At 35.9% G+C, this 13,664-nt stretch carries 15 protein-coding genes; 13 read left to right on the top strand and 2 right to left on the bottom strand.

Features of this window, described 5'->3' with window-relative positions; translation table 11 throughout:
• The 8 genes from G7Y65_RS08180 to G7Y65_RS08145 all read left to right on the top strand — a co-directional run.
• Positions 1-1,050 (top strand): DUF1542 domain-containing protein (locus G7Y65_RS08180; RefSeq protein WP_165314789.1); only part of this gene is annotated, 1,050 nt, incomplete at its 5' end.
• A gap of 249 nt (positions 1,051-1,299) precedes the next feature.
• The gene (locus G7Y65_RS08175) at positions 1,300-2,232 is read left to right on the top strand and encodes a phosphate/phosphite/phosphonate ABC transporter substrate-binding protein (RefSeq protein ID WP_042494529.1); all 933 of its coding nucleotides are present in this window, start codon (positions 1,300-1,302) and stop codon (positions 2,230-2,232) included.
• A 114-nt stretch (positions 2,233-2,346) separates the two neighbouring features.
• The gene (gene phnC / locus G7Y65_RS08170) at positions 2,347-3,111 is read left to right on the top strand and encodes a phosphonate ABC transporter ATP-binding protein (protein WP_141926430.1); all 765 of its coding nucleotides are present in this window, start codon (positions 2,347-2,349) and stop codon (positions 3,109-3,111) included.
• A 3-nt stretch (positions 3,112-3,114) separates the two neighbouring features.
• Entirely contained in the window at positions 3,115-3,897 is a 783-nt protein-coding gene (gene phnE, locus G7Y65_RS08165; protein ID WP_042494533.1) for a phosphonate ABC transporter, permease protein PhnE, read from the top strand.
• Positions 3,897-4,691 (top strand): phosphonate ABC transporter, permease protein PhnE, encoded by a 795-nt coding sequence (phnE, locus tag G7Y65_RS08160; RefSeq protein ID WP_185831444.1) that lies wholly within the window; start codon positions 3,897-3,899, stop codon positions 4,689-4,691. The genes phnE (G7Y65_RS08165) and phnE (G7Y65_RS08160) overlap by 1 nt, the downstream gene beginning before the upstream one ends.
• 127 nt (positions 4,692-4,818) lie before the next feature.
• Positions 4,819-6,369 carry a bifunctional metallophosphatase/5'-nucleotidase gene (locus G7Y65_RS08155; RefSeq protein ID WP_165314788.1) on the top strand — a complete coding sequence of 517 codons (1,551 nt, stop codon included), beginning with the start codon at positions 4,819-4,821 and terminating at the stop codon, positions 6,367-6,369.
• Between the two features lie 122 nt (positions 6,370-6,491).
• Positions 6,492-7,232, top strand: a complete 741-nt coding sequence (locus tag G7Y65_RS08150) for a threonine/serine exporter family protein (protein WP_042494600.1) — start codon at positions 6,492-6,494, stop codon at positions 7,230-7,232.
• Positions 7,233-7,664 (top strand): threonine/serine exporter family protein, encoded by a 432-nt coding sequence (locus G7Y65_RS08145; RefSeq protein ID WP_042494539.1) that lies wholly within the window; start codon positions 7,233-7,235, stop codon positions 7,662-7,664.
• 51 nt (positions 7,665-7,715) lie between these two features.
• Here G7Y65_RS08145 and G7Y65_RS08140 read toward each other — a convergent pair whose 3' ends face one another.
• A complete protein-coding gene (locus G7Y65_RS08140) occupies positions 7,716-8,003 on the bottom strand; it encodes a PspC domain-containing protein (RefSeq protein ID WP_165314787.1) in 288 nt (95 codons plus the stop codon).
• A gap of 118 nt (positions 8,004-8,121) precedes the next feature.
• Here G7Y65_RS08140 and G7Y65_RS08135 point away from each other — a divergent pair, with 118 nt between their 5' ends.
• The 3 genes from G7Y65_RS08135 to G7Y65_RS08125 are packed head-to-tail and all read left to right on the top strand — an operon-like array spanning position 8,122 to position 9,995.
• Positions 8,122-8,445 carry a PadR family transcriptional regulator gene (locus G7Y65_RS08135; RefSeq protein ID WP_042494542.1) on the top strand — a complete coding sequence of 108 codons (324 nt, stop codon included), beginning with the start codon at positions 8,122-8,124 and terminating at the stop codon, positions 8,443-8,445.
• Positions 8,435-9,064 (top strand): DUF1700 domain-containing protein, encoded by a 630-nt coding sequence (locus G7Y65_RS08130; RefSeq protein WP_042494544.1) that lies wholly within the window; start codon positions 8,435-8,437, stop codon positions 9,062-9,064. The genes G7Y65_RS08135 and G7Y65_RS08130 overlap by 11 nt, the downstream gene beginning before the upstream one ends.
• Positions 9,057-9,995, top strand: coding sequence for a DUF4097 family beta strand repeat-containing protein (locus G7Y65_RS08125; protein ID WP_042494545.1), 939 nt, complete (start codon positions 9,057-9,059; stop codon positions 9,993-9,995). Before G7Y65_RS08130 ends, G7Y65_RS08125 begins: the two co-directional genes overlap by 8 nt.
• A gap of 256 nt (positions 9,996-10,251) precedes the next feature.
• On the opposite strand, the gene G7Y65_RS08120 is transcribed toward G7Y65_RS08125, so the two are convergent.
• Positions 10,252-11,151, bottom strand: a complete 900-nt coding sequence (locus G7Y65_RS08120) for a YihY/virulence factor BrkB family protein (RefSeq protein ID WP_240006087.1) — start codon at positions 11,149-11,151, stop codon at positions 10,252-10,254.
• Positions 11,152-11,264: 113 nt separating this feature from the next.
• On the opposite strand from G7Y65_RS08120, the gene G7Y65_RS08115 reads away from it, so the two are divergent.
• On the top strand, positions 11,265-11,660 hold the full coding sequence (locus G7Y65_RS08115) for a LysM peptidoglycan-binding domain-containing protein (RefSeq protein WP_042494549.1): 396 nt from the start codon (positions 11,265-11,267) through the stop codon (positions 11,658-11,660).
• Between the two features lie 129 nt (positions 11,661-11,789).
• Positions 11,790-13,175, top strand: coding sequence for an MFS transporter (locus G7Y65_RS08110; protein ID WP_042494551.1), 1,386 nt, complete (start codon positions 11,790-11,792; stop codon positions 13,173-13,175).
• The last annotated feature ends 489 nt before the right edge of the window (positions 13,176-13,664 follow it).

The following is a 13,664-nucleotide window of genomic DNA, read 5'->3' as shown; positions in this document are numbered from 1 at the left end:
GCCGCACAAACGGCAAAAGAAGCCATAACGAATGTGACAACGGACGCTGAAGTAGCAGCTGCACAAGCAGCCGGCGAAGCGGCAATTAGCAATGTTGATCAAACAGAGGTAACAAAGCCGACGGCTTCAGCGGCAATTGACAGTGCAGCCGAAGCAGCAAAGGCAGCAGTAGCGGGGAATGCCGGGTTAACGGAAGAAGAAAAAGCAACGGCAACTGCAGCAATTGATGCAGCTGCACAAACAGCAAAAGAAGCCATAGCTAATGCGATAACAGACGCTGAAGTAGCAGCTGCACAAGCAGCCGGCGAAGCGGCAATTAGCAATGTTGATCAAACAGAGGTAACAAAGCCGACGGCTTCAGCAGCAATTGACAGTGCAGCCGAAGCGGCAAAGGCAGCAGTAGCAGGAAATGCTGGACTAACAGCCGAAGAAAAAGCAACGGCAACTGCAGCAATCGATGCAGCTGCACAAACAGCAAAGGAAGCCATAGCTAGTGCGACAACGGACGCTGAAGTAGCAGCCGCACAAGCAGCAGGGGAAGCTGATTTGTCAGGTATTATGGAACAATGGCATAATGGTGGTGAGGAACAAACACCGATAACAGGTGGTGAGGAACAAACACCGATAACAGGTGGTGAGGAACCAACGCCGATAACAGGTGGTGAGGAACAAACACCAGTAACAAGTGGTGAGGAACAAGTACCTGTAATTGATAATGACATTGATCAAGAAAATGGTATTAATCATTCAACAGTTGCTGATGCGGATGTATTAGTCAATGATATGCAAACTGACACACCATTAAACACTGGTATTGATATGGCTGATGTTAATGCAAATACAACGAATGTATCAGTATCAATGAATCATAACCAAGCAATAGAACAAAATGAACATGTCGTAGCTGAAAATAAGCAAGATTTAGTTTTGCCAGAAACGGGCATTACTAATGAAACTGAAAATGATAACCTACTAGTTGTATTATCACTAGTAATGGCATCATTAATTGGTGGATTGAGATTAGCGAAAATCAAGCGACGTCATAATTAAGTATTAATCATTTGTTAAATAGAAAAGGCTATTAAATTCCAATGGGATTTTAATAGCTTTTTTTATAGCATTTAAGATAAAATCAATAAAACACGAACTTTAAAGACTTTTTATTCTTTTTTTAAAACGTTTAACTGAATTAAAATGAACTATTAATTTTGTTGACGATTTAATTGTTCGCTGTTATTATTTAAGTAACCTTTAAGTGTTGTAAGTGTATATGACTAAATTTTAAGGAGTACAAGGGTAATGTTTAAAAAAGTTGTAGCGGGAGCCACCGTAGCAATGTTGGCAACGACGATTGTCTCAGCCGTACCAGTAGTAACAGCTGATGCAGCGTCAAAGAAAGTTGATTTGAAAGAGTTGAACGTACAATTTGTACCATCATCTCAAGCAGATACAATTCAAGCAAAGGCTAAGCCATTGGAAAAGTTGTTGAAGAAGCAACTAGGAATTCCAGTACACGTTACAATTTCAACTGATTACAATACAGTTGTTGAAGCAATGGGTTCAGGTAAGGTTGATATGGGATTCTTACCACCTGATCCTTATGTACAAGCGCACAAGCAATATGGTGCGAAAGTTATTTTACAATCACAACGATATGGTATTAATGATAAGAAAAATGATGGTTCTGATACTGATAAATTAGTTGATTACTATCGTGCATTAGTATTGGTTAAAAAAGATTCAGGTATTAAGAATGCTAAGGATTTGAAGGGTAAGAAGATTGCTGTTCAAAATCCAACTTCTGATGCTGGGTATATTTTTCCTGTTGTGGACTTAAACAAAAAAGGGATGAACGTTATTAAAGATTCTGATCTAGTGACAGTTAAGGGTCACGATCAAGGGGTTATCTCAGTATTGAATGGTGATACAGATGCTGCCTTTATTTTTGATGATGCCCGTAATTTGGTTAAGAAAGATAATGCAGATGCATTTAAGGACACACGTGTCTTAGAATACACGGCTAAGATTCCTAACGATACGATTACGTTACGTAAGGGAATTTCAAAGGCTGATACCAAGACTATCCAAAATGCAATGTTAAAGGTCTCAAAGACGGACAAGGGTAAGAAGATTATGAAGGACGTTTACAGCTGGGCTGGTGTAAGCAAGTCAAAGGATTCAAACTTTGATACCGTTCGTAAGTACCAAAAGCAAGTAGAAGATATCAAATAAAAATAAGTTAATTTAATATTTTTTTAGAGTGGGGCCTGGCTGATATGTATATGCCAAGCCTCGCTTTAGTACATATTTTAGATAGATATATACAGAAGGTAGGATAGTAAAAATATGGGTAATGGTTTAGGTACCATCAAAATTAATGATGTTTCAAAGATTTATCCGAATGGCACAGTTGGATTAGATCACATTAATTTAGATATTAAATCAGGCGAATTCGTTGTCATTGTTGGATTGTCTGGTGCTGGTAAAAGTACGTTGCTACGCGCAATTAATCGACTACACGATATTAGTGAAGGTGAAATTTTACTAGATGATGTGGATATTACAAAATCAAAAGGGAAAGCATTACGACAACAGAGACGTAATATTGCAATGATTTTCCAAAACTTTAATTTGGTTAAACGAGCAACGGTTGCGCGAAATGTTTTGGCCGGACGAGTTGGGTATTATTCAACATTTAGAAGTACTTTTGGCCTTTTTTCTAAAGAAGACAAAGAAAAAGCAGCGATGAATTTGGACCGTGTTAATATGCTAGATAAATATTATACGCGAGCAGATGAATTATCAGGTGGTCAACAACAACGTGTGGCAATTGCTCGCTCAATGATGCAATCACCACATGTTGTACTAGCAGACGAACCGATTGCTTCTCTTGATCCAAAAACGACTAAGATGGTTATGGATGATTTACAACATTTAAATGACATGGGAATGACGGTCGTTGTTAACTTACATAGTGTTGAATTAGCAATGGCGTATGCAACTCGTATTATTGGGTTACGTGCTGGAAAATTAGTTTATGATAAGCCAATTGATCAAGTCAACGAACACGATTTTGATGATATTTATGCCGAATCTGGCGATGAGGAGTAGGATATGAACGCAACTTTACCTGAACGCCACTTCAGTGAAAAGTGGCATATTAAGGGCAGCCTAGCTGTTCTCCTATTTGTCGTAATTTTTATTGGATCTGGTTATAATACTGGTGCAACAACTAATTTTAGTTGGGATCAATTTTGGCAACTGTTAATTCGCATGATGCACCCAGATTGGTCATATGTGTCATCGATTATCACACCAATTGCTGAAACTATCCAAATGGCATTAGTCGGAACTTTGTTAGGGACGATTATAGCGATACCGTTTAGTTTATTAGCTGCACGTAACATTGTTAAAAATGTCTATTTACGAGGAATTATTCGTTTCTTCTTAAATCTGGTACGTGCTTTACCTGATTTGCTATTAGCAGCGGTGTTCGTTGCTATCGTTGGTATTGGACCAATGGCCGGAGTAGGTGCCTTAACAATTTTTAGTTTTGGAATGATTTCTAAGTTGTTTTATGAGGCCATTGAAACAATTGATGAAGGGCCAATTGAAGCGTTGACTTCAGTTGGTGCAAATGGAATTCAAAAAATTGTGTTTGCAGTTATTCCACAAGTTATGAATCAATTTTTGAGTTTTTTCCTATATACGTTGGAAATTAATGTTCGTGCATCAACGGTGTTGGGTTACCTAGGTGCAGGTGGTGTTGGATTGTATTTGGATCAAACATTATCATTATTCCGTTATGATCGAACAGCTATCGTTATTTTAGCAATTTTGGTAGTTGTCATAGTTGTTGATGGTATTTCTAATCGACTACGGGAGGCGTTGGCATAATGCAAAAAATACAACGAAATTCGTGGCAAAAATATGGTCCTTATTTAATAGCAATAGTAATTGCACTGATTTTTATATGGGCCTTTACTGGTATTCCGCTATCAACAGTCAAGCCACAAGCAGTGTCAGTAACAAAGTCAATTATTCATGGATTGTTTCATCCAGAGTGGTCATATGTTTACACAGGTGATGGTGAAGATTTAGTTAGTGCGTTAATTGAAACGCTAGCAATTGCTTTCTTAGGAACGTTTATTTCAGCTGTTTTAACGTTACCTTTTGCATTTTTGGCTGCACGAACTAAGAAAGGTTTCTTTACGCCACGTTCAACTATTGGGAAGGTAATCTTGACCATTATTCGTGTTTTCCCTGAAATTGTATTGGCAATTATGTTTATTAAGGCAGTAGGCCCGGGTGCGTATGCAGGTGTTTTGGCGGTGTCAATTCATTCTATTGGTATGCTAGGAAAGTTGTTCTCAGAAGCCATTGAAAATATTGATCGTGGACCTAATGAGGCGATTATTGCGGCAGGTGGTTCCACATTAGATGGGTTAACATTAGCAACAATTCCAGCGGTTATGCCAGAATTTATGAATTATACATTGTATCGTTTTGAAATTGCGGTGCGTTCAGCCGCTATTTTAGGAATTGTTGGTGCAGGTGGAATTGGTGCACCATTGATTTTCGCGCTACAAACGCGACAATGGCCAAAAGTAGGAATCATTTTATTGGGAATTATTGTAATGGTCACAGTTATTGACTTCCTATCTGGGCAATTACGTAAACGCTTGGTTTAGTAATAAGATGAAGTGAAGGCTAACCTTTTAAAATACATGTGAAAAGGTCGAAGTTAGTTCCATAAAATTTGGAAAACTTCGACCTTTTATTGTTAATCATAAAATGAAATATCATAAGGAGAACAACATGCAAGTTTCAATTCTATCAACGTCAGATGTTCATGGTTATATACGTGCTGATGATTTTAGACGACCTTTGTTAAATAATCAGTTAGGTCTTACACGAGCAGCATCAGTTATTGCTGAACAACAAGCGCAAGTTGCTATAACAGACGATGTTGTGGTTACCATTGAAAATGGTGATTTTATTCAAGGCTCACCATTAACTAATCATATTCAAAAAATAGTACCTGACCAAACAAATATATATCAAAAATTAGCTGATAAGATTTCATATGATGTGCGTATTTTAGGTAATCATGAATTTAATTTTGGTCGTGAATACATTGAGACAGTATTTGCAGATACTGACAATTTATTGAATGCCAATATTTTAGACAAACAAACACACGAACCATTTGTTGGCCAACCATATAAAATTATTGCACGTAAAGGTATCAAAATTGGAATAATTGGCTTAACAACACAGTTTATTCCGCATTGGGAACAACCAGCTCACATTACTAATTTAATTTTTCAAGATCCAGTGGCAACGGCAGAACAATATATTGCAGAATTACGACCACAGGTTGATGTTTTAATAATTGCTTATCATGGGGGCTTTGCTCAAGATTTGCAAACAGGAGAGCCTCTAGAAAAATTAACATCAGAAAATCAAGGGTATCAGCTATTACAATTACCAGGAGTTGATGCACTTGTAACAGGTCATCAACATCGTGAAATTGCAGAAGTTGTTAATGGTGTGCCAACAACACAACCAGGATATCGTGGTAATTATGTCGGATTAATGAAATTAACGCTGAATGAGGAACACCAGCGAGTTGCTGCAACAGCACAAATTTTGCCAACAGGCGAAAGCATTGAGCGTGAGGATATTGTGGCACTAATTAATCCATTACAACAGAAAGTTAATGATTGGTTGGATACGCCAGTTGGCCATGTTGGTGATAATATGGCAATTACCGATCATTTTGCTGCGCGTCTACACAACCATCCATTTATTGAATTGGTTAACCGCGTACAAATGGCAGCAACAAATACACAAATTTCTAATACGGCATTGTTTAATAATGAAGTACGTGGATTATCAGATGCCGTAACACAACGTGATATCATGACGAACTACATTTTTCCGAATACATTAGTAGTTGAAGCATTAACAGGACAAGATATTAAAGATGCGCTTGAAGTAAACGCACGTTACTTTAAGTTAGATGATCGGGGTGAAATCATTCTGAATCCACTATTTACGATGCCTAAAGTACAACATTATAATTATGATATTTGGAGTGGTATTGATTATACATTTGATCTGAATAAGCCGATGGGTCAACGTGTGGTTTCAGTTACTAAAGATGGTCAGCCATTAGATTTGAAGCAAACGTACGAAGTGACAATGAATAATTATCGGGCTGGTGGTGCTGGTAATTTTCCAATGTTTTCAATGGATAAAGCAGTACGTGAAGTGCAACGTGAAACGGCTGATTTAATTGGTGAATATATTATGAATCATCCACAAATTCATATTGAGCAACCAACCAATATCACCATTATTTAGTAACAAAACATGATAATATAATATTAGAAAGGCCAATAAACGATGTGCTTATTGGTCCTTTTTATTGGAATAATCCTTTAAAAGGAGGTGTTTTAGTGGCTGAAGAAGATTTAAATCACATAATGTATGTATGTGGGATGATGGCAAGAATTTTACTAGAAAGTGGGGCCGAAACAACTCGAGTTGAGTCAACGATTGATTATGTTGGTAAAGCTAGTGGTGTTGATTTAAATTGTCACGCCACAATGACGGCAATTTTTATTAGTACAGCTAGCGGCTCAAATACACATTTAGTAAAACCAAATGCGTCTTCATTTAATTTACAAAAAGTAGATGATATTAATACGGTATCACGCCGTTTTTTTGCACATGAAATTAATTTTATCCAATTGGAACAACAAGTGCGAACAATTGATCATAAAGTAATTGATTTTACATGGCCACAAAAGATTTTTGGGGCAGGATTAGTGTCGGTAGCACCCATGTTATTGTTTAAAGCCACATGGAGCGATTTAACGTTGGCTTTTTTTATAGGTATTCTAGGATACCTTGCATTAAAATGGGGTGATAGACATGCAGAAGCACCTTATTTTGGTGCGATTGTCGGTGGACTGGTTATTAGCTTGTTAGCAACCTTATTACAACAATTAGGCATTGCTAATAGTGCGGCTAATATTATTATTAGTGCACTAATGCCATTGGTACCTGGAGTACCGTTTACGAATTCTTTACGTGAAATTATTGATCGTGATATTATTTCTGGTTTGGTACGTGGTATTGATGCCGTTATGATTGCTGGTTCAATTGGACTTGGTGCTATTTTGGGCAGTTTTATTGTTCATCTTTTATTGGGAGGACTTTAAATGACAATATTAACAGGTTTTATTTTTAGTTTTTTGTCGACTGTTGGTTTTGGTATTATTACTAACGTCCCCCGCCGTGTGCTATTATATGCCGGTATGACAGGGGCTTTTGGTTGGACAGTTTATTTATTAGCTGAGAGTGTGACAAGTAATCTGATTTTACCTAATTTTTTAGCTGCACTAACCATTGGATTGTTAGGGAATGTAGCTGCAATTAGAGTTAAGGCACCCGTCAATATGATCTACGTACCAAGTTTGGTTTCATTAGTACCAGGAGTCATAATCTATACAAGTTTAAAAGAGTTTGCCTTAGGTAATTATATGCATGCAGGCCAAAATTTGGTTAAGACACTGGTTATTGCGTTAGCGATTGATATTGGTTTTGCTATTGCGGAATCATTGTTTAAGCGTGTATATCAATTTGTTAAGTAAAAAAACAATCACCAATTATGTACGGTGACTGTTTGTTGGTATTATTTATTTTTAAATTTCATCGCCATGATCATCTCTGTCAGGTGTTACATCACGTTGTTGACCGTTTGCTTCCTCATCAAAACGGTATTCATGACTATCATGATTTTTTGTTTCAGGCATAATAACTGCTGCGATGATATATAGAAATACGAATGGGAAGAAACCAGTGAAAACTGCAGCTGCAACAAATAATAGGCGAACTAATGTTGTATCTAAATCTAGATAATCCGAAATACCGCCTAAAACACCACTTAATACACGATCGTTTGATTTAGTTAATTTATTTTTCTTTGCCATAATGTTACTCACTTTCTAATTTTTATTACAGGAAAATTAAAACGCTTTACAGACTTGTTTTCATTCCCTATACTTGTATTATATTATACGTCTTATAGTATTGTAAAGGAAGATGACTATGGCAATGCAATTATCAAGTGATTTAATGGATGGTTTGGTATTAGCGTTACTGTCTAAAGAAGATTTATATGGATATTCATTAACAAAGCAAGTGCAGGAGCGTTTTGCAGTTTCTGAATCAACGATGTACCCAGTCTTACGCCGGTTAAAAAAGCATGACTGGGTTACGACTTATGATGAACCTTTTGAAGGACGTAACCGAAGATATTACAAAATATCTGATTTAGGGTATCAAGAAATGGCGCGCATTCAAGAAGAATGGCGTTATTTTAGTAGTAAAGTGAATGAAATTATATTGGCAGGAGATACTGATGGAAAATAGTATTTATTTTGCACAGGTCAAAAACTATTTGCAACAATTAACACCCAGTGAACAGGCAGATGTGATTCAGTTTTACCAAGAGTATGCGGTTGATGCGCAATTATCAGGAACACGTTTAATGTCAGAATTGGGAACGCCTAAGCAATTAGCACAACGTATTTTGGTTGATTATTCATTGCGTGTTGCTGATGAAGAAGAATTACCATTAGATGATGATACCCGACAAGGACATCAAAATTGGGTTAAACAGGAATTGAAATTGATCAGTACAGTATTAGAAGGTTTGCTATCATCAATTGTTTGGTTGCCAGCAATGTTGCTGATTTTAGTATGTTTGTTTGCAACGATTATTATCGCAGTAATTGTTATTGTTGTCTTAATTTATTATTTATTGACTGGTGTTTTTCAACTTATTGGCGGTCTAGCAGTATTGCCTAGTAATTGGGCAACTGGTTTATATCAAGGGGGCATTGGCCTGATTATTGTTGGATTACAATTAGTTGCTTGGCCACTTGGTGCGGCAATTATTCGTTCGGTATTTCAGATGTTAATGCAATTTGTTAAATACATAGGACGTAAGTTTTCACATAAAAATAGTGGGGTGACACGTCATGCGTAAAGGATTTCGGTATGTGTTAACAGGATTTATCGTCATTTCCTTTGGTGTTATTATCATGTTGGTTGGCTTAGCGCATGGTGGACAAAATAAATTAGGTTGGCATAATGGTCGTTTTGAGGTTTCACAAATTAAATCAATTCACCATAAAATTAAACCAGCGCAAAAGCTTGATGTTGAGACTGCTAATGTGCCGGTCATCCTCGAGACAGGTAAACAAAAGAAAATTGAAATTAAGGGACGTATCACTAATCCTGATTTTTTACATATTACACGAGCTGGTAAGCAACTTAAGATTCGTTATGTGCCAAATCAAGAAAAAGGATATGAAGTAAGTTTCAGTAAACGTGAACCTGAAAAAATTGTGATTAGTCTTCCTCAAAAAATGCGACTAGATGACTATCAACAATCAGCCGTGTATGGTGCAATGAATATTGCGAATATCGCTGCTAAGCACGTTACTTTAACAGCCACAAATGCGAATGTGCAGATGAATAATGTCAATACGGCTAATTTATCGACATCAGCACATGATGCAGAGATTGCATTACATAATATTAAATCTCAGCAAACGACAATTAATGTTAATGATAGTCGCTTAAAAACAGACAATGTACAAATGGGCCGTTTGATGTTATCAGCAGATGAAAGTGTCACTAATCTACAGCACACAGCGATGAATACAAGTGCAATTCAGGTAACCAGTGGGACATTAAAGTTGTTAGATACGAAAATACAGAATCAGAATATTATGACAATTATGGATGGCTCATTAAAAGCGAGCGGATTGCCAAATGTTGGTCTGCAAATGCAAACAACAGCAGGTAGAGTAAAAGTTGCGGGTGAAAACTATGGGAATAGTTACGCCAACGATTTGGGTACTAATAATCAATTAAATGTTTCTGTGTCAAATGGAAATATTACAATTAAATAAAAAAAACACTAGCAATGTGGGGTTGCTAGTGTTTTTTTATGTCATTAGACGTTAATCATGATGACATTAATCATAAACAACAGTCGACTGTGTGTTTATAATTATATTTTAAGGAGTAGGTTGTAGGTTAGTTAGGCCTACAATACTAAGCATCGCTACTTAGTGTTATGAGTTTTTGTACATATAGTCAGAGAAATATACTTTCTCGTAACACTTAATAATATAACGCAAAAAGTCCGATAATACAACGTTTATTTTATTTTTTTCCTGAATTTCGGAAAAAAAGTTTAATCATATACCAATTACTAGCACGATCACTGATATGTGCTGGAAATAGTTCTTGCAAAATAGCAGTAATAATTGTGCCAACTAATGATGATAACGCAATAAAGTTAAGCCAAAGTAGTAAAATGATGGCAGAGCTCAAGGCTTGGTAAAAAGAGAAAGCGCGAGCAGCAATATTTATATACCATCCAAATGCTTTAGCTAACCAAATGACCAGTGTGATTTGGATAATTGTACCCAAAAAATTCCAAATAAATCGCGGCTTTTCTCTAGGTAAGAAGGTATTAAAAAGGAAAGCACCAATAAATAAACCAACAATAACAATGAGACGTTTGGCAGATTCAATTTTATAAATAATTTGACTACTAATTGGTAGAGCATCTAAAATATTTGATCCAATTGAGGCGATGATTAGTAAGATACCAATAATAAACATAATAATAATTAACCAAAACATGGAAATGAAGCGATTAAAAATAGCAACATTATTTGGTTGAATATTATAAATCCCATTTTGAGCAACTCGAATTGCGGAGACAACACGAGATAATGACCAAAGGGTAATGATAATTGAGATAGATAGGGCACCAACACCATTTTGGCTTAGCACAGATCTAATTATAGGGTCAAGAAAGGTAAAGACAGATTCAGGTACGGCTGTTTGGACGTAATTTAATGCTGTATCAATTGTTAGTCCTAAATAAGGTAGAATAGTACTTAGGATGACAATACTAGGAAACAAAGATAGTAGCCCGAAGTAAGCAATCGATGAACTGGCAGTTATAATATCGACACGGGAAACAACATTAATAATAGTTGTAATGAATTTATTATTCATAAGATTTTTGAAAAGCAGTTTCACGATGTACATTCTCCTGATAAAATTAACAATAATCATCTAATTCTATCAAATATTACGATATGACGTGCAAAAAATTTTAGTTTGAGACGTAGATAAATAAAAAGATAAAGTGAGATTATAAAATGAAAACAAAAAAACCTTCTCGTATTAAATATTGGATTATCATTTTAGTTGGCTACGTCGCAATTTTTCTAATCGGTTTTTTCATACCGATTGCCTATGATAGGGTGACACATAAAGATAACCAAACTGACATGGCTGCTGATGCTGCTTCAGATAGCAGTAAACATAAACAAAAAAGTAAGCCAAAGTTAGCAACGTCAAAAAAAGCAGCCGTAAGTGCTAAATCGACTAAAAGTCATGCAACAGCCGCATTATCTAAAATTGAAGTGGCTGCAGGTGAGACAGGTTATGCAATAGCTACCAAATATGGCTTGAGTGTTGATGAATTACAATCCTTAAATCCTGATGTTGATGTCAATAATTTAAGGGAAGGTGAAACGTTAACAATTAAATAATCAAGATAAATGAGTTGTTTTTTAAGCTAACAATTCATTTATTTTTTTTTGTAACATAAAAGATACTTACACATAATTAAGAAATGTGTTTAAATAAAAATCAAGCACTTTTTTTATTTAGGAGGAGTTATGCAGGAGCAAAAAGTTTCACCCAAGGTTATTTGGTCGATTGTGGCCACTGCCATTTTGGGATTTTCAGGTATTCTAACAGAAACGTCTATGAATGTGACGTTTCCAGAATTAATTCAACAATTTCATCAACCAATGGGGACTGTACAATGGTTAACAACGGCTTATCTATTAGTCGTTGCTTTGATGATGTTAACGTCAGCACACTTTAATGCAATTTTGAGTAAGCGCCAAACATATATGATAGGTTGGCTTGCATTTGTTATTGGTGACGTTATTGCAATGGTTGCCCCTAGTTTTTGGTTACTATTATTTGGTCGCTTGATCATGGCAGTCGGGACTGGATTTGCATTACCATTAGTGTTTAACATTATCTTTACCAGTGTGCCAATGTCTCAATTAGGTAAATATATGGGATTTGGGACATTGATTATTTCATTGGCACCAGCATTAGGCCCTGTTTATGGTGGTGTAGTTGCCTATACATTAGGTTGGCGTGCTATTTTCATGATTATTTTACCAGTTGCACTTATTTCATTATTAATTGGTTGGTTTAATCTGGATACAAAAGTACCAAAGGCAACTAACAAGTTTGCTTTAGGTCAATTTTTGTTAGTTGGTGTGTCACTAACATCAGCATTATTGGCTTTGGGACAACTAGAGTCCGGTAAAATTACGGTCATGATTATTAGCTTGCTTGTAATTGCAGTTGTGACAATGATTGCATTTATCATGGTTGCTAAGAAAGCACAACATCAATTGATTGATTTAACCATTTTCCGTAGTAAAGCACTTGTCATGGCATTATTAATTTACGCTACATCACAAGCAATTAATCTAGCTGTTAATTTTGCATTACCACAATATACACAATTAACACTAGGTACGACGACAATGGTTGCAGGATTTATCTTGATGCCAGGTTCATTGTTAGGTTCTGCTGTTGCACCAATTTATGGGTCAATGTATGACAAAAATGGTGCTAACAAGCCATTAGCTTGGGGAACTATTGCGTTCTTGGCAGTTATGATTGTCTTTTCATTTATGGCACCAAATATTATGACGATTGGTTTGACAGTTGTTTACGCTTTATTTACGTTAGCACGAAACTTGACCTTTAGTGTGTCAATGACTGCGGGAGTTGCTGAAGTTAAGCCACAACAGTCTGGGGATGTTAATGCAGTGTTCAATACAATGCAACAATTTATTGGTGCAGTAGGAACAACGGTTGCCGCTTTGTTTATTCAAACAACGGGCACAACAAAAGCGGCTGTCGCAGCACAAACAGCCACTGGTTTTGGTCACTTAATCGTATTTAGTACGGTTATTGTTGCTATTAGTTTGATTTGGTTAGTTATCTTTATGAAGACTAAGACGGCTAAGTAATGAAGTTTTTAATTAAATAATTTGTGAAATATGGCTTGTGAGACTGACAATTTTGTCAGACTTGCAAGCTTTTTTATATATAATTATATATGCGATTACAAGAAAATTATTATATATTCATTTTTCTAATTTTCTTGTAATTAAATCGTTGACAATGCTTTTGAAAAAGGGTTTAATGATTACATGTTTTAGGTGCAAAAAGGTGTATTTCATATGTTTAGTGAAGTTTTGAGCTGTAAACATTGGAAATATAGATAAAGGTTTAGCGGGGATGCTAAGCAGCAAAATTTTTAGTACATATTATGCAGGATTATTTAATACAAAATAATGATTCTATCCCGTTGTCGGGATATTGTACATATAAATGTTTGCTAAATTTAGAGATTGGGTCAGCAAAACTATTAGCTTTAATAAATAAAACAAATCATTAGAATGCAATTAATACTGATTATTTTGGCAATTAACCAGTTATTCAGTAATTAACGGAGG

This window comes from Weissella sagaensis, assembly GCF_010306265.1.
GTDB lineage: Bacteria > Bacillota > Bacilli > Lactobacillales > Lactobacillaceae > Weissella > Weissella sagaensis.
Note: the sequence above shows the minus strand (reverse complement) of the source record. Positions and strands in the feature narration are given on the sequence as shown.